Consider the following 16,732-nt stretch of genomic DNA (forward strand, 5'->3'; position numbering starts at 1 on the left):
AGCTTTCCACCACAGAACATGCATCCCATGGTCATATCCGGTATTAGACCCAGTTTCCCAGGCTTATCCCAGAGTGCAGGGCAGATCACCCACGTGTTAAGCTTTCCACCACAGAACATGCATCCCATGGTCATATCCGGTATTAGACCCAGTTTCCCAGGCTTATCCCAGAGTGCAGGGCAGATCACCCACGTGTTACTCACCCGTTCGCCACTCGAGTACCCAGCAAGCTGGGCCTTTCCGTTCGACTTGCATGTGTTAAGCACGCCGCCAGCGTTCGTCCTGAGCCAGGATCAAACTCTCCATGAAAAAATAGCGAAACAAAACCAGCCCCCGAAAGAGCCAGCGTTTCAACACAATCAGGAAAGCAAACCTGACCAAAATAAACCTAGCAAAATGTGACACCCAGACGGGGCCGAGCGCCACACAAAACAAACATCAACATCCACAAAAGATGCTCGATGCCATCACATTGGCATCAGACAATTCATCATCACACTATCGAGTTCTCAAAGAACACACACCCACCGGACGTCCTCGTGATGAGGCCGGCTCCGAATGAGCTTCCCAGAGCGCAGTCAACCCGCACTCTTGTTCTCGGGAGTGCCCCGCACAGGCGGCCCGAACCAGTGGCTCGGGCACTTTTACTTCCCCGGGGCTTGCGGCTCCGGGGAAGTTGCTCTCTGCGGTGCCTCGATTAAGTTACACAGGCGCGAACAACGCGTCAAATCGCCTGGTCAGAGGCCTAGTCTCGCTCCCGCAAAACTCTTCTTGCCCCGTCGGACCACCAACCACCGCCCGTGGAGCAGATCCGAGTCCGCCGGCTGCCAGTCTGGGTCGTCGATCTTGGCGTTGTTGACGTAGGCACCGCCCTCGGACACCGCTCGGCGCGCTGCCTTGTTGCTCTCGGAGAGCTTGGTGTCGACCAGCAGCTCGACAACCGTCGGCCGTGCATCCGAGTACTCGGCGATCGAGGTCTCACCGAGTGCGGCGGCAAGTGTCGCCTCGTCGAGGTCACCCAGGTCTCCCCGACCGAACAACGCCTGACTCGCGAGTTGCACGGCCGCGGTGTGGTCCTCGCCGTGAATGAGCGTGGTCATCTCGGCGGCCAACCGCTTCTGCGCCTGCCGCAGGTGCGGAGCCTCGGCAGTCGCACGCTCGAGTTCCTCGATCTCTTCGCGCCCGAGAAAGGTGAACCAGCGCAGGTACCGGATCACATCGGCGTCGGCGGTGTTCACGAAGTACTGGTACCAGGAGTACGGGCTCGTCAGCTCGGGATCGAGCCAGAGACTCCCGCCTCCCGTGGACTTTCCGAACTTCTTGCCATCCGAGGAGGTCACCAGGGGGACGGTCATCCCGTGCAGGGCCGTGCCGTCGAGTCGTCGTGCCAGGTCGACGCCGCCGACGATGTTGCCCCACTGGTCGGACCCGCCGATCTGCAGCGTGCACCCGTATCGCCGGTTGAGCTCGACGAAGTCGTTCGACTGCAGCAGGAGGTAGCTGAACTCGGCATAGCTCATGCCGTCGGCCTCGAGCCGACGTTTCACTGTGTCGCGCGCGAGCATCACGTTCACCGAGAAATGTTTGCCGAGATCACGGAGAAACTCGATCGCCGACAACTGACCGGTCCAATCGAGGTTGTTGACCACGATCGCGCCGGTGGTCGACTCGTCGATGTCGACGAAACGTCGGAGTTGGGCGTCGATCCTTCCGGCCCACTCGGCCACGGTGTCGGGGGTGTTCATCGTCCGCTCCCCCACGTCGCGGGGATCACCGATGAGTCCGGTCGCGCCGCCGGCGAGCACCACGGGACGATGTCCCGCGAGTTGGAATCGCTTCAGTGTCAGCAACGGAACAAGGTGTCCGGCGTGGAGGCTCGCGGCTGTCGGGTCGAATCCCGCATACAGGGTGATGGGGCCGTCGGCCAACGCCTCGCGCAACACATCGAGGTCGGTGGACTGTGCGATCAGTCCGCGCCACTGCAGTTCGTCGAGGATCTCGACGAGTCCGCCGGCGGCTGCGGTCGGGGTGGTCTCGGCTGTTCCGGTGGTCTCGGCACTCACCCCTCGATCTTGTCATCCGCCCAGTCGGCGACAAGGACCAGGTGAGAACCGGCACCTACGCGCCGGCCACGACTTCTGGTGGAGGCGCTACTGCGTCGACGCGGTCAGGCGCTCGTGCTCGGCATCGTCGACCTTGCGTGCCTCGTCGATCAGCATGACCGGGATGCCGTCGGCGTCGATCCGGTAGGCGACGTGGAGTCTCGGGTTGTAGAGCTCGTCACCCGCGTCGATCAGCGGGCCGTGGTCCTGCGGGCAGGCCAGGCGTTCGCGCACGATCGGGTCGATGGCCTCAGCGCGTGTCGTCACCCGAGTCAGCCTAGGGCATTGCCGGCCGCGGCCCCGGCCCAGTCCAGCTTGCCGACGACGGTGCGCGTGTACCGGCGGTATCGGCCGTCCTCGTCCCGGTACCAGATCCGGCCGCCGGGCCGAGGGATGCCTTCGGACACGAAACCGGTGCTCAGCGGACGGAACGATGCGGACTGCGGGATGTCGTCCACGATCCGGATGAGGTGCGGCCGCTGCTCTGCCTGGAATTCCCCCAGGGCGATGCGCAACTGGGTGACCGTGAGCGAGTCGGGTTTCACCTCGGGTCGCAGGGTCATGGCCGCGATGACCACCTGCTGCCCGGGTTCGCCGACGCCGTACACGACGACCTGGTCGACGGCATCCATCCGTGAGAGTGCCTGTGTCAGAGGCGGGATGAAGACCGGGCCGTCGGCCGTCCGCAGCACGCGGTCGGTGGCACCCAGGAAGTAGAGATCGCCGTCGGCGTCGCGGACGAACAGGTGGCCGGAGACCTCCCACCGATCCCGCGAGTTGAAGACGTCGCGGAGCACCGTGCCGTTGGTGTCGAACTTGTGCTTGGCCTTGGCCAGCAGTAGGCCGGGTTCGCCGACCTCCGCCCGACGCACGAATCCGGAGTCATCGATTCGGAGCCGGTCGTGCGCGATGTCGTATGCCGCGACCTCGACGGGGTTGGTCTCCGGCAGCGGCCGTCCGACCGACGACAACTTGTCGCCGGAGACGTTCGCGAGGATCGCGGATCCGTCAGCGGTCGCGAAGAACTCGAGGATGCGCGCGCGGGGGAAGCTCGAGCACACGTCTTCCCAGAGCCCGGCCGACATGCCCGAGCCCATGAACAACCGGATCGGGTTGTGCTGGTTGATGCGGAAGCCCGGATCGCGCACGATCCCGCTGAGCATCGACCAGGTGTAGGAGACGACCGTGATGCCGTACCGCTGCACCTCCACGGAGAAGTTCGCCGGGTCGATGCCGTTGGACAGCGCGATACGCGACCGCCCGACGACCGTCGCCCCCAGCGTGGTGAGCAGGCCCGACGCGTGATGGAGCGGCGGAAGGCAGTAGACCGTGTCGCGGTCGGTCAGCGCGGCCGCGGAGGCAGCGCCGAACGCCGACATCGCGAACCGGTGGTTGGTCACGGGCCATGGGACGAGCTTGCCGTAGGCGCGACTGAACAGGATGAACGCGAGGTCACCGGCGAGACCGGGGTCCGGCCGGTACCACGTCGGCAGAACGACCTCGTCGGGATCGATGCGTTCCATGTCGACGATCGACGTCCCGTCGGCGCCCTCGATGGCACGCGAGTCGCCGCTGCCGCCGCCGAGCACGAGTACCCGGTCCGAGGCCGCCGTCGCGAGGTCGAGGTTGGTGGGATCGGTGACGATGACGGAGCTGTCGGCCAGCCGCATCATCTCCCGGACGTCGGCGTCGCCGGCCAGGAGTACCGCCACCGCACCCAGCCGTGACAGCGCCGCCACGACCACCAGGGCGCTGGGGCGGGTGTCCATGAGGACGCCGATGTGCTGTCCCGGACGGATACCGCAGTCGACGAGACCGGCCACCACGTTGTCGATACGGGTGTTCACCTGCGCGTGTGTGAGCACTCGGTTCTCGAAGAGGAACAACTCGTTGTCGCCGCCCCGCTTCGTGTTCTCCGCCATCAGTTTCGACAGCGAGATGCGGGTGCCGCTCTGGATCTGACCGAGCCGGAAGAGCCGGGGCACGGTTCGCACCGACTCCGAGGCCACCGCCCTCGACGTCCGCTGCAGCGAATTGGCCAGACCGAGGAGCTCGCGGGATGCCGCGGTACCGGCGTCGGCGACCGACCCCACCCCGTGGGTGAGCCGCGACGAGAGACTGACTCCCCCACCGTGGCCCGGTTCGACCAGCGACATCTCGGTGATGAGTTCGGGCCGAGGCCCGTTGTCGGACAGCCAGTTCACCCAGTCCGAGGTCGTCGGCCAGGTGTGCTGACCGGCCGTGCTGCCGACCACGAGTCCGAAATGTCCGGCCGGCAGGGTGGATTCGTAGACCTCGGCATCGGGGGCCGCCCGCACGATGCCCCGCACCGCGGCGGGCTGGCCGATGTCGTCGGCGTCGCCCACGAAGGCCAGGACCGGACAGGTGATCTCGGCCAGCGACACCAGGTCGCCGTTGATGACGAACCCGCCCGAGACCATCCGGTTGTGGGCGACGAACTGGCGGAGGAGTTCCGCGATGGCCGGTCCCGACCAGGCGACCCACCCGTCGGCCTCGAGGAACCGGCGTTGGTCCTCACGCGGCAGGAGCGCTTCGCGGTCGTGCAGCCGGCGGAGGAAGTCGATGCGGCTCCGAACGGTCTTGACCGGGTCGAGGAGCTGGAATCCGGTGCGGGCCATCCAGTCCCGCACCCACAGGTTGCGCGAGAAAGCCTTGTCCGCGAGGAACTCCGCCGCCGGGGCCACGAGTCCGGCGGGCAGTCCGAGTGGCAGCGCCGCGAGAACGTCGACGGGGCTGCCGAAGGTGATGAGGCTCGCGATCCCCTTCGACCGGCGGTACGCGGCGGTCTGGTAGGCGAACATGCCGCCCTGCGAATACCCCGCGAGATGGATGTCGCGTCCGGTCGCCTCGATGATGAGGTCGATGGCGCGGCTGATCGCGACCACGTGATCGGCGAGATTGCGCTCCATCCCGCCCTCTTCGTCGTCGGGCGAGCCGAAGTCGATCACCCAGGGCGTGATGCCGTTGCGGTGCAGGATCGACACGGCGCCGTTGTGCTCGGTCACGTCATAGACGTTGGCCGACACCATCATCGGCGGTACCAGCACGATGTTCGGCCCCGTGGACGGCTCATTCGGGAAGTACCGGCGGAGCCGGAACATCCGGTGTGTCTCGACGATCGCGAACGGCGCCGGCTCCGTTCCGGTCTCCAGACCTCCGAAGCGGAGTACCTCGAGTCCGTTCTGGGCAGTGGCCAGCACCCGGCCGACCACCCCGCCTAGATCACGGCCCCCGTCCCACACCGCCATCGTGTCGATCCTCCCGTCGTCGGTGACATGACCACCGACGAGTCGGTGACACAGGTCACTGTACCTACTGGTGCGCGCTCAGCGTCGCCCTCCCGGGCCCGCCGTCCATCGTGTCCGTAGATCGGTGGTCTGAGCCGTCACGACGTCGAGCTGTCGGCGTAGCTGGACGGGAGCCGTCCCGCCGTGCGCGCTCCGCGATTCGACTGAGCCACGTACGGTCAGCACGTCCCGCACCGCGGGGGTGAGACCCGGATTGATGGCGGCCAGGGTCGCATCGTCGAGCTCGTCGAGCCCGACCCCACGGGCCTCGGCCTCCCGGACGCACGCGCCGGCCACCTCATGAGCGACGCGGAACGGAACACCCTGCCGCACCATCCACTCGGCGATGTCGGTGGCGAGGGTGAAGCCGGCGGGCGCGAGTTCCTCCATGCGATCGGTGTGGAATTCGAGCGTCCCGACGAGACCGGTGACCGCGGGCAACAGCAGTTCGAGCTGCGCGACCGCGTCGAAGACCGGTTCCTTGTCCTCCTGGAGATCCCGGTTGTACGCCAGCGGTTGCGCCTTGAGCGTGGCCAGCAGTCCGGTCAGGTCGCCGATGAGGCGGCCCGCCTTGCCGCGCATGAGCTCGGCGACGTCCGGGTTCTTCTTCTGCGGCATGATCGAGCTGCCGGTGGACCACGCGTCGGCGAGCGTCACATAGCCGAACTCCGGTGTGCTCCAGATGATCACCTCTTCGGACAACCGGGAGAGGTCCACCGCGATCATCGCGAACACGAACGCGGCCTCGGCGGCGAAGTCGCGCGCCGAGGTGGCGTCGATCGAGTTCTCGGCGGGCGCGTCGAAGCCGAGGTCGGCCGCGATCGCCGCCGGATCCAGCCCGAGCGACGAGCCGGCAAGTGCACCGGACCCGTACGGCGAGACGGCGGTTCGACGATCGGCGTCGGCGAGCCGGTCGATGTCGCGGAGCAACGGCTGTGCATGTGCCAGCAGATGATGCCCCAGCAGGACCGGTTGCGCCGCTTGCAGATGGGTCTTGCCCGGCATGATCGCGTCCGGATGGGCGGCCGCCTGCGCGGTCAGCGCCTCGACGACGTCGAGCACCCCGAGCGCCACCCTACGCATCGCAGCGCGCAGCCACATCCGGAACAGGGTGGCGACCTGATCGTTGCGGGACCGTCCGGCACGCAGTCGGCCACCGAGTTCGGGGCCGACCCGCTCGATGAGCCCGCGTTCGAGAGCGCCGTGGACGTCCTCGTCGGACTCGGCCGGACCGAACGTCCCGTCGGCGACATCGGCGGCGAGGCGATCGAGACCGTCGAGCATGCCGGTGAGGTCGTCAGCGGTGAGCAGCCCGGCCTTGGTCAGCACCCGGGCATGCGCTCTGGACGCCTCGATGTCGAAAGGAGCCAGTGCCCAGTCGAAGTGGGTCGACTTGCTGAGCGCGGCCATCGCCTCGGCCGGGCCCCCGGCGAAACGACCACCCCAGAGCGAACCCTGGTTGGTCGTCCCACCGGTCTCCTGGCCGCTACCGCCGGTGCCCGCACTCACAGATTCAGGTCCCGCTTCGCGGCGATCTTCGACGACAGGCCGTGCAGCTCGACGAAGCCGCGTGCGGCGGACTGGTCGAAGGTGTCGCCCTCGTCGTAGGTGGCGAGGTTGAAGTCGTAGAGCGACTCCGCGCTGCGGCGACCGGTCGCGGCGATGGTGCCGCCGTGCAGGGTCAGCCGGATCTCGCCCGTCACGTGCTCCTGCGTGGAGGCGACGAAGGCGTCGAGCGAACGCTTCAGCGGCGAGAACCACAGGCCGTCGTACACCAGCTCGGCCCACTTCTGGTCGGTGCCGCGCTTGTAGCGCCCCAGCTCGCGCTCGATGGTGACGTGCTCGAGCTCCTCGTGCGCGCGGATGAGGACCATGGCACCGGGCGCCTCGTACACCTCACGGCTCTTGATGCCCACGAGCCGGTCCTCGACGACGTCGAGTCGTCCGACGCCCTGCGCACCCGCGCGTCGGTTGAGTTCCTGGATGGCCTCGAGCACGCTCACCGGACGTCCGTCGATGCTGACCGGGCGGCCCTTGTCGAAGCCGATGATGACCTCATCGGGGGAATTCCAGTTGACGGTCGGGTCCTCGGTGTAGTCGTAGACGTCCTTGGTGGGAGCGTTCCACAGGTCCTCGAGGAAGCCGGTCTCCACCGCACGACCCCACACGTTCTGGTCGATGGAGAAGGGAGACTTCTTGGTCACGTTGATCGGGATGTCGTTCTCGCCGGCGAAGGCGATGGCCTTCTCGCGGGTCCACGCGTAGTCGCGGACCGGGGCGAGTACCTGCAGATCCGGTGCGAGAGTGGCGAAACCGACCTCGAAGCGCACCTGGTCGTTGCCCTTGCCGGTGCATCCGTGGGCGACGACGGTGCCGCCGTGATCGCGCGCCGCGGTGACGAGGTGCTTGGCGATCAGCGGACGCGACAGCGCCGAGACGAGCGGGTACCGGTCCATGTAGAGGGCGTTCGAGGTGATCGCGCCGAGGCAGTACTCATCGGCGAACTCGTCGCGGGCGTCGACGACGACCGCTTCGACCGCGCCGCAGTCGAGTGCCCGCTGACGGATGACCTCCATGTCCTCGCCGCCCTGGCCGAGGTCGAGTGCCACGGCCACGACCTCTTTGCCGGTCTCCTTCTGGATCCAGCTGATCGCGACCGAGGTGTCCAGGCCGCCCGAGTATGCGAGTACGACACGTTCTGCCATGAGGTGAAGCTCCTGTTCTGCGCGTTGACCGGGTCCATCATCGGCCCCGGCGTTCCGGCGACACCGTCCGGGTACCGATTGGCGATGTCGCGGCTGTTCGTTTGTTGTGGTCTGTCTGTTCTGTGCTGGTCGGCTGGTTCGGATCGGTGTCAGGGCGCGGCTACACGAGTCCCTCGATCCGCCGTGCGAGGCCGGCGCCGTCGAGCGGCTCGCGCGCCACCACGAAGATCGTGTCGTCCCCGGCGATCGTCCCGACGACGTCGGGCAGGCGTGCCCGGTCGAGTGCGGCCGCGAGGTAGTGCGCGGCGCCCGGGGGCGTGCGCAGCACCGCGAGGTTGCCGCTGCTGTCGGTCGACACCAACAGATCGGAGACGAGCCTGCCGAGCCGGTCGGTGCCGCCGGACACCCCGCGGACGGGTGATCCGTCCTCGGGCACCACGTAGACCCCGGCGCCGCCGTCCGCGGCACGCAGCTTCACCGCGCCGAGCTCGTCGAGGTCGCGCGACAGGGTGGCCTGTGTGGCCTCGACGCCCTCCTCGGCGAGCAACCGCTGCAGTTCGGACTGGCTGCGGACCTGATGCGTCGACAGGATCTCGATGATCCGCGCATGGCGCCCCGCCCGGGTGGCGGCGAGCCTGCTCTCCGAGGGTTCGGCCCCGGCGGTCATCGTGGATTCCCGGTCATGACGAACTCCTGCTCACTGCGATCCGCGAGTCACTGGTGCTCCAACAGCCAGATCAGGAGCGCCTTCTGCGCGTGCAGGCGGTTCTCCGCCTCGTCGAACACGACGCTGCGCGGCCCGTCGATGACCGATGCGGTGATCTCGTCGCCGCGATGTGCCGGCAGGCAGTGCAGCACGATCGCATCGTCGGCGGCGTGCGCGAGAAGGGCGTCGTTGATCTGGTACGGACGGAACGGCGCGGTGCGGTCCTTGCCGTCGTCCTCGTGCCCCATCGAGACCCAGGTGTCGGTCACCAGGACATCGGCACCGGTGGACGCGGCGACGGGGTCGCCGACGAGCTCTACGGAACCACCCGTCTGCGCCGCGCGGCGCTCGGTGTCGGCGATGACGCCGGGATCCGGCTGGAAGCCGTCCGGTGCACTGATCCGAACGTGCATCCCGGCGGTGACACCGCCCAGGGCGAGCGAGTGCGCCATGTTGTTCGCACCGTCGCCCAGGTAGGTCATCGTGAGGCCGGCGGGAGAACCCTTGTGCTCGATGATCGTCTGCAGATCCGCGAGCACCTGGCACGGGTGGAATTCATCGGAGAGGGCGTTGACGACCGGGACCGTGGCGGCCGAGGACAACGCGTCGAGTCGATCCTGCCCGAAGGTGCGCCACACGATCGCGTCGACGAACCGGGACAGGACGAGTCCGGTGTCCTCCAGGGTCTCCTCGCGCCCGAGCTGCGTGGTGCGGCCGTCCACGACGACGGCGTGCCCGCCGAGTTGCGCGATGCCGACCTCGAACGAGAAGCGGGTGCGGGTCGAGTTCTTGTCGAAGATGACGCCGACACCGCGCGGCCCCTCCAGAGGCCGGAAGTCGAACGGTTTCGCCTTGACCTCGGCAGCGAGGGCGAGCACCTCGGCCTGTTCGGCCGGGCTCAGGTCGTCGTCACGCAGGAAATGTCGGGTCATGCCTTGTCCCCCTTTGTCGATGTGGCGGCGGTGTCGAGCAGTCCCGGCAACGCGGCCACGAAGCTCTGGCCCTCCTCTTCGGTGAGGATCAGCGGCGGCGCCAACCGTAGGACGTCGGGTGCGGGCGCGTTGATGAGGAACCCCGCATCCCGGGCCGCAGCCTCGACGCGCTGCGACAGCGGCTCGTTCAGCACCACCCCGAGCAACAGGCCGGAACCCCGCACATGAGAGACCAGCGGGTGCTGCAGGTCCTCGATGCCGGCGGCGATCGACTTGCCCACCGCGGCAACGGAGTCGACGAGACCTTCATCGTCGATGACACGCAGGACGGCGAGCGCGGCTGCGGCGCTGACGGGATTGCCGCCGAAGGTGGTGCCGTGCTGGCCCGGTTCGAACAACTCGGCCGCGCGGCCGGTGGCGATACACGCACCGATCGGCAGTCCCCCGCCGAGCCCCTTGGCCAGGGTCATCACGTCGGGGACGATCCCCACCTGCTGGTGGGCGAAGAAGGTGCCGGTTCGGGCCACCCCGGTCTGGACCTCGTCCAGGATCAACAGCGCGCCACGCTCTTCGGTGATCCGGCGAGCCGCCGCCAGATAGTCCGCGGGCGGCACGATGACGCCGGCCTCGCCGAGGATCGGTTCGAGGATGACCGCCGCGGTCCGGTCGGAGACCACGGCGTCGAGAGCGTCGATGTCCCCGTAGGGGACGAAGCGGACGCCGGCGGGCATCGGCTCGAACGGCTCCCGTTTCGCCGGCTGACCGGTCATGGCCAGCGCACCCATCGTCCGGCCGTGGAAGGCCTTCTCCGCGGCGACGATCTCCGGCCGGCCGGTCCGCCGGGCGAGCTTGAAGGCCGCCTCGTTGGCCTCGGTCCCGGAGTTGCAGAAGAACGCACGACCCGGGTGGCCGAAACGGTCGAGCAACTTCTCGGCGAGTTCGACGACCGGCGGGGCGATGTAGAGGTTCGACACGTGCCCCAGCGTCTGGAGCTGGGTGGTCACCGCCTCGACGATCGCCGGGTGCGCATGGCCGAGTGCGTTGACCGCGATCCCGCCGAGAAGGTCGAGGTAGCGCTTGCCGTCGGCGTCGGTCACGTGGGCGCCCGATCCGCCGACGAGGGCGATCGCCGGTGTGCCGTAGTTGTTCATCAGCGACTGTGCCCAGCGCTGTTGCAGTGGCGCGGTCATGATTCCTCCTCCGGTACGACGACGGTCGTCCCGGTCGAGCTCTCGGTGAGCAGTTCGGCGAGCACGGAATGTGCCACGCGGCCGTCGATCACGTGGGCACGGTCGACGCCGCCGGTCACGGCGCGCAGACAGGCCTCCATCTTGGGGACCATGCCCGAGTCGAGCGACGGCAGCAGATCGGCGAGGGTCCGGGTGTCGATCCGGGCGACCAGGGAGCCGCGGTCCGGCCAGTCGGTGTACAACCCCTCGACGTCGGTGAGCATCACCAGTCGGGACGCACCGAGCGCCTCGGCCAGCGCTCCGGCGGCGGTGTCGGCGTTGATGTTGTGGACCACGCCGTCGCGGTCGGGTGCGATGGTGGAGACGACCGGGATACGCCCGGCGGCAACCAGATCCAGAACGGCCGAGGTGTTGACCGACGCGATGTCGCCGACGAGGCCGATGTCGGTCGGCACGCCCTCGACGAGCACCGTCCGTCGGGCGGCGGTGAACAGATGGGCATCCTCACCCGTGATGCCGACCGCGTAGGGTCCGTGCGAGTTGATCAACCCGACGAGCTCGCGCCCGACCTGGCCGAACAGGACCATCCGGGCCACGTCCATGACCTCGGGGGTGGTCACGCGGAATCCGCCCTTGAACTCCCCCTGCAGACCGAGCCGCTTCAGCATCGCCGAGATCTGCGGCCCGCCACCGTGAACCACCACGGGATGCATCCCACATGCGCGCAGGAAGACCATGTCCGCGGCGAACGCCTTCTTCAACTCGTCGTCGACCATGGCGTTGCCGCCGTACTTGACGACGACGGTCGCGCCCGCGAGTCGCTGCAGTGCGGGCAGGGCCTCGGCGAGGACCTTCGCCTTCGCGAGACCGGCTTCCGGATCGATCGGGTGGGCTCCCGACATCGTCTCGCTCATGACGAATACGCCGAGTTCTCTTCGACATACGCGTGCGAGAGGTCGGTGGTCCGGACGCTGGCCCAGGAATCCCCCAGCTTCAGGTCGACGACGACGGCGATGTCGGCGCCCGACAGATCCACGTCCCGTGCCCCCTCGACGCCGAATCCGTTCTCGCACACCGGACTGCCGTTGAACGACACCGCGATGCGGTCAGGGTCGATGATGACCGACGTTGCGCCGACCGCGGCCAGGACCCGGCCCCAGTTCGGATCAGACCCGAACAGGGCCGTCTTCACCAGCGAGTCGCGCGCGATCGCCCGGGCGACGGTCAGCGCGTCGTCCTCGGAGTGTGCGCCCGTCACCGTGATGACGACCCGCTTGGTGACCCCCTCGGCGTCGGCCATCATCTGGGCCGCGAGGTCATCGCAGACGGCGAAGACCGCATCGTCCAGGTCGGCCTGGTCGACCGGGACCTGACTGGCCCCTGAACTCAGCAGCAGCACGGTGTCGTTCGTCGAACACGAGCCGTCGATGTCGAGGCGGTCGAAGGTCCGGGCCGTCGCGTGTCGCAGCGCGGCGTCGAGTTGCTCCGGCGTTGCGGCCGCATCGGTGGTGAGTACCACCAGCATCGTCGCGAGAGACGGAGCGAGCATCCCCGCACCCTTTCCCATCCCGCCGACGTTCCACCCCTGCGGATGATGCAGCGCAGCCTGTTTCGGCACGGTGTCGGTGGTCATGATCGCGTATGCGGCGTCGGTGCCGCCGGACAACCCGCCGCCCATGTCATGCACGATCTCGGTGACCCCCGCCAGGACCTTGTCCATCGGCAGCCGATCACCGATGAGACCGGTCGAGCAGACCGCGACCTCGACGGCACCGGTGCTGGTCCCCCAGTTGCTGAGCGCATCGGCCACCGCCTCCGCGGTCTTGTGGGTGTCCTGGAAACCGCCCGGACCCGTACAGGCATTGGCGCCACCGGAATTCAGGATCACAGTACGCAGCCGGCCGGTGGTGAGGACCTGCTGCGACCACAGCACGGGCGCAGCCTTCACCTGGTTGCGGGTGAAGACGCCGGCAGCGGCGTAGTCGGGCCCCTCGTTGAAGACCAGAGCGAGATCTGGGGCGCCGGAGGCCTTGATCCCGGCGGCGATGCCGGCAGCTCGGAAGCCGAGGGGCGCCGTGACGCCCTGGCCCCGCACCAGCCGCGGGTGATCGCCGGGCGCACCACCCTCGATCCGATCCTGCTCTGTTCCTGCGCTGTCGGTCTGTCCGGTTCCGGTCACGGTGCCACTCCCACGGTGCTCAGTCCCTCGTTCTCGGTCCACCCCAGCGCCAGATTCATCGACTGGACCGCGGCGCCACCGGTCCCCTTGGTGAGGTTGTCCACCGCACCGACGACCACGAGGGTCCCCGCGCGTTCGTCGACGGTCACGCCGAGCTGGACGGCGTTCGACCCGATGACCGATCCGGTCGCGGGCAATCTGCCCTCCGGCAGCACGTGCACGAATTCCTCGTCGGCATAGGCCTTCTCGTACACCGCGCGTGCCTCCTCGGCCGTGGCGCCGGTCCGCGCGGTGCACGTGGCGAGGATGCCCCGTGCCATCGGCGCCAGGATCGGCGTGAACGAGACCGTCACCGGTTGCTCGGCCGCGGCGGAGAGGGCCTGGGAGATCTCCGGTGTGTGTCGATGGACGCCGCCGACACCGTACGCCCGCGCGGATCCGATGACCTCCGAGGCCAGCAGATCGACCTTGGGTGACCGGCCGGCGCCCGAAGCGCCGCTCACGGCGACCACCGTGACGTGCGGGTCGGCGATCCCGGCCGCGATGGCCGGCAACAACGACAGGATCGACACCGTCGGGTAGCAACCGGGTACCGCGACCCGGCTCGCGTCCTTGAGCACTTCCCGGTTGCCGGGCAGCTCGGGCAGACCGTAGGGCCACGTCCCGGCATGATCGCCGCCGTAGAAGGCGGTCCACTCGTCTGCATCCCGCAACCGGAAATCCGCGCCGCAGTCGATGATGAGCGTGGTCGGCGGCAGTGCGTCGGCGATCACCGCGGATGCACCGTGCGGCAAGCCCAGGAAGACCACGTCGTGTCCGGCGAGGACCTCGGGTGTGGTGTCCTCCAGCACCCGATCGGCCAGCGGCAGCAGGTGTGGGTGATGGGTCCCCAGGCGCGTGCCGGCATTGCCGCCGGCGGTGAGCGCACCGATCTCGAGGTCGCCCGATCGCAGACGGGGATGCCCGCACAACAACCGGAGGATCTCGCCACCCGCGTAACCGCTCGCGCCGGCCACCGCCACCTTCACACCGCTGGTTGAGCTTGTCGAAGCCATGGGATCATCATGCAGCAGGCTGCAAATCAATTCACGCCAGGGTGGTGGTCTCCTCCGGCCGGGTCAGCGCAGACGTGCACCCACCCGGGAGGCCGCCGCGTCGACTGCGGCCATCTTCGCCGCGTTGGCCTCGTCCTCGGTGAGAGTTCGATCGGCGGCACGGAACCGCAACGAGAACGTGAGCGACTTGTTGCCCGCGCCGACCTGCTCCCCGGTGAAGACGTCGAACAATGCGATGTCCTCGAGCAGGTCGCCGGCACCGTCGCGGAGCGCGGCCTGGACGTCCGCGGCGGGGACGTCACCGCCGACGACGACGTTGACGTCCTGCAGGACAGCCGGGAACACCGACACCGACGGGGCCGGGAGAACCTCGCGCAGCGGCAGCGCATCGATGTCGATCTCCACGGCGCAGGTCCGCTTGGGCAGATGCGCACGCTCCAGCACAGCCGGATGCAGCTCACCCGCGTAGCCGACCGTGCGGCCGTCGACCGTGAGTCGCGCACATCGTCCGGGGTGCCACGGCCGGTGATCTGCCGCGCTCAGTTCGACGGTCACGCCGGCTGCGCGACCGATGGTGCGCGCCGCCTCGAACGCGTCGAGATGATCGGCGGGTCGTCCCGGACCCCACGGGCCGGCGGGGTCGCGGAGTCCGGTCAGGACCACGCCCACGTGCAGCGGCTGATGCGGCAGTGAGGCATCGAGTGCCGCGATCTCGTCCGCGGAGGGCCGCCGGGTCACATCGAGGGCGGCAACGGGGGCGACGTGGTCGCCGGCGATGACGACCTGGCCGATCGTGAACAGCGACAGGTCACGCTGTCCGCGGGCGATGTTGCGGGCGGTCATCTCCAACAGTCCCGGCAGCAGCGTCGTGTTGAGCTCGGGGCGATCGGATTCGAGAGGGTTGAGGACCTTGACCGTGCGTCGTCGCTCATCGTCGGCCGGGAGGTCCCACAGGTCGAAGACGCCGGACGGCATGAACGGGTACGGCAGGACCTCGACATAACCGTCGAGCGCCAGGGTGCGGCCGACGCTGCGTCGCCGACGCTGAACCGGGGTCAGCCCGGTCCCGCCGGGCGCACGCGGCACGACCGCGGGGATGTCCTCGAGGCCTTCCAGCCGGAGGACCTCCTCGACGAGGTCCGCGCGCTGCCGCAGGTCGGGGCGCCAGGACGGCGGGAAGACGTCCAGCTGCTCGGCCCCGGTCACCACACAACCGACCTCGGTGAGCCTCGTGACTGTGGTGCCCGCGGGGTAGTCGACTCCGGCGACACGGTCGGGTTCGTCCGCGGCGATGCCGATCGTCGACCGGATCGGGGTGGGTACGTGCGTTTCCGAGAGCGGGGATGCGACGGTACCGCCGGCGATCTCGACGATGAGCCGACTCGCGCGATCGGAGGCCACCGTGGTGATCTCCGGGTCGACGATCCGCTCGAACCGCTTGCTGGCCTCGGACGTCAGCTTGTGGCGCTTGCCGGTCCGGAACACCCGCACCGGATCGAAGGTCGCCGACTCCAACAAGACCGTGGTGGTCTCGGAGCCCACCTCGGTGGTCGCGCCGCCCATGACACCGGCCAAGGCGATCGGCCCGGTCTCGTCGGCGATCACGACATCCTCGGGGTCGAGGACGCGCACGGTGTCGTCGAGGGTGGTGAGCTTCTCCCCCGGCTGTGCCGAACGAACGGTCACGGTCCCGGTCACCCGGTCGGCGTCGAAGGCGTGCAGCGGTTGACCCAGCTCGATCATCACGTAGTTGGTGATGTCCACGATCGCGGAGATGGGCCGGATCCCGGCGACCATCAGTCGCTTCTGAATCCACCACGGCGAGACGGCGTTCGGGTCGACGCCGGAGATCACGCGCGCGGTGTAGCGGGTCGCGCCGGAGCCCTCGTCGATGGCCACCGGCCAGGCGGGGACCGAGCCGTCGTCGGCGATGTCGGCCGCCGCGAGGCCCGGATCGACGAAGGGCACCCCGAAGCTGCCCGCGAGTTCGCGGCCCAGACCCCGCACCGAGAACGCGTAACCGCGGTCCGGCGTCACGTTCACGTCGATGGCCGCGTCGTCGAGCCCGAGCACCTCGCGGGCGTCGGCACCGGGCTCGGCGGTTCCGGGCGCGAGGACGAGGATGCCGCTGTGATCGGTACCGATCCCCAACTCGGACACCGAACAGATCATGCCGTCGGAGACGCGTCCGTAGGTCTTGCGCGAGGCGATCTCGAACGGACCGGGGAGCACGACGCCGGGAAGGGCCGCGACGATCAGATCACCCTCGGCGAAGTTGCGTGCACCGCAGACGATCCCGCGTGGCTCGGCCTCACCGACCGCGACCGTGCAGAACCGGATCGGCTTCTTGAACTCGGTGAGTTCCTCGATGGTCTCGACGCGACCGATCACGAGCGGGCCGGTGATCTCCGGGAACTGCTCGATGTCCTCGATCTCGAAACCCACGCGGACGAAAGCGGCGTCGATCTCCTCGGTCGTGGCCGACCACTGCGGGTCGCCGGCGCGGAGGACCTCGGTGTACCAGGACTGTGGTGCACGCACTGTGTATCAACTAC

Annotated in this window: 12 protein-coding genes and 1 rRNA gene; all 13 read right to left on the bottom strand. The window is 68.3% G+C overall.

Annotated elements, in window-relative coordinates:
- Positions 1-309, bottom strand: a 16S ribosomal RNA gene (locus MAY35_RS21390); the annotation flags it as partial.
- Positions 310-737: 428 nt separating this feature from the next.
- Positions 738-2,063 (bottom strand): tyrosine--tRNA ligase, encoded by a 1,326-nt coding sequence (gene tyrS / locus MAY35_RS21395; RefSeq protein ID WP_238423301.1) that lies wholly within the window; start codon positions 2,061-2,063, stop codon positions 738-740.
- 87 nt (positions 2,064-2,150) lie between these two features.
- Positions 2,151-2,369, bottom strand: coding sequence for a Trm112 family protein (locus tag MAY35_RS21400; RefSeq protein WP_238423302.1), 219 nt, complete (start codon positions 2,367-2,369; stop codon positions 2,151-2,153).
- 5 nt (positions 2,370-2,374) lie between these two features.
- On the bottom strand, positions 2,375-5,371 hold the full coding sequence (locus MAY35_RS21405; RefSeq protein WP_238423303.1) for an AMP-binding protein: 2,997 nt from the start codon (positions 5,369-5,371) through the stop codon (positions 2,375-2,377).
- A 78-nt stretch (positions 5,372-5,449) separates the two neighbouring features.
- Entirely contained in the window at positions 5,450-6,919 is a 1,470-nt protein-coding gene (argH, locus tag MAY35_RS21410; RefSeq protein ID WP_238423304.1) for an argininosuccinate lyase, read from the bottom strand.
- On the bottom strand, positions 6,916-8,115 hold the full coding sequence (locus tag MAY35_RS21415) for an argininosuccinate synthase (RefSeq protein ID WP_238423305.1): 1,200 nt from the start codon (positions 8,113-8,115) through the stop codon (positions 6,916-6,918). Before MAY35_RS21415 ends, argH begins: the two co-directional genes overlap by 4 nt.
- Positions 8,116-8,275: 160 nt before the next feature.
- Positions 8,276-8,782 (bottom strand): arginine repressor, encoded by a 507-nt coding sequence (locus tag MAY35_RS21420; protein WP_188327995.1) that lies wholly within the window; start codon positions 8,780-8,782, stop codon positions 8,276-8,278.
- A gap of 47 nt (positions 8,783-8,829) precedes the next feature.
- On the bottom strand, positions 8,830-9,753 hold the full coding sequence (argF, locus tag MAY35_RS21425; RefSeq protein WP_004018765.1) for an ornithine carbamoyltransferase: 924 nt from the start codon (positions 9,751-9,753) through the stop codon (positions 8,830-8,832).
- On the bottom strand, positions 9,750-10,943 hold the full coding sequence (locus tag MAY35_RS21430) for an acetylornithine transaminase (RefSeq protein WP_238423306.1): 1,194 nt from the start codon (positions 10,941-10,943) through the stop codon (positions 9,750-9,752). Before MAY35_RS21430 ends, argF begins: the two co-directional genes overlap by 4 nt.
- Positions 10,940-11,857 (bottom strand): acetylglutamate kinase, encoded by a 918-nt coding sequence (gene argB, locus MAY35_RS21435; protein WP_238423307.1) that lies wholly within the window; start codon positions 11,855-11,857, stop codon positions 10,940-10,942. Before argB ends, MAY35_RS21430 begins: the two co-directional genes overlap by 4 nt.
- Complete coding sequence (gene argJ, locus MAY35_RS21440; RefSeq protein ID WP_238423308.1) at positions 11,854-13,122, bottom strand: bifunctional glutamate N-acetyltransferase/amino-acid acetyltransferase ArgJ; 1,269 nt, start codon at positions 13,120-13,122, stop codon at positions 11,854-11,856. Before argJ ends, argB begins: the two co-directional genes overlap by 4 nt.
- Positions 13,119-14,177 carry an N-acetyl-gamma-glutamyl-phosphate reductase gene (gene argC, locus MAY35_RS21445; protein WP_238423309.1) on the bottom strand — a complete coding sequence of 353 codons (1,059 nt, stop codon included), beginning with the start codon at positions 14,175-14,177 and terminating at the stop codon, positions 13,119-13,121. Before argC ends, argJ begins: the two co-directional genes overlap by 4 nt.
- A gap of 63 nt (positions 14,178-14,240) precedes the next feature.
- Complete coding sequence (gene pheT, locus MAY35_RS21450; protein ID WP_238423310.1) at positions 14,241-16,718, bottom strand: phenylalanine--tRNA ligase subunit beta; 2,478 nt, start codon at positions 16,716-16,718, stop codon at positions 14,241-14,243.
- Positions 16,719-16,732: the final 14 nt, after the last annotated feature.

Source organism: Gordonia sp. 'Campus', from assembly GCF_022206305.1.
Taxonomy (GTDB): Bacteria; Actinomycetota; Actinomycetes; order Mycobacteriales; family Mycobacteriaceae; genus Gordonia.

Excerpts from the sequence above, each read along its gene's own strand:
- argB (WP_238423307.1), bottom strand. The coding sequence starts at position 11,857 with ATGAGCGAGACGATGTCGGGAGCCCACCCGATCGATCCGGAAGCCGGT.
- MAY35_RS21430 (WP_238423306.1), bottom strand. The coding sequence starts at position 10,943 with ATGACCGCGCCACTGCAACAGCGCTGGGCACAGTCGCTGATGAACAAC.
- MAY35_RS21415 (WP_238423305.1), bottom strand. The coding sequence starts at position 8,115 with ATGGCAGAACGTGTCGTACTCGCATACTCGGGCGGCCTGGACACCTCG.
- argC (WP_238423309.1), bottom strand. The coding sequence starts at position 14,177 with ATGGCTTCGACAAGCTCAACCAGCGGTGTGAAGGTGGCGGTGGCCGGC.
- MAY35_RS21420 (WP_188327995.1), bottom strand. The coding sequence starts at position 8,782 with ATGACCGCCGGGGCCGAACCCTCGGAGAGCAGGCTCGCCGCCACCCGG.
- MAY35_RS21405 (WP_238423303.1), bottom strand. The coding sequence starts at position 5,371 with ATGGCGGTGTGGGACGGGGGCCGTGATCTAGGCGGGGTGGTCGGCCGG.
- argF (WP_004018765.1), bottom strand. The coding sequence starts at position 9,753 with ATGACCCGACATTTCCTGCGTGACGACGACCTGAGCCCGGCCGAACAG.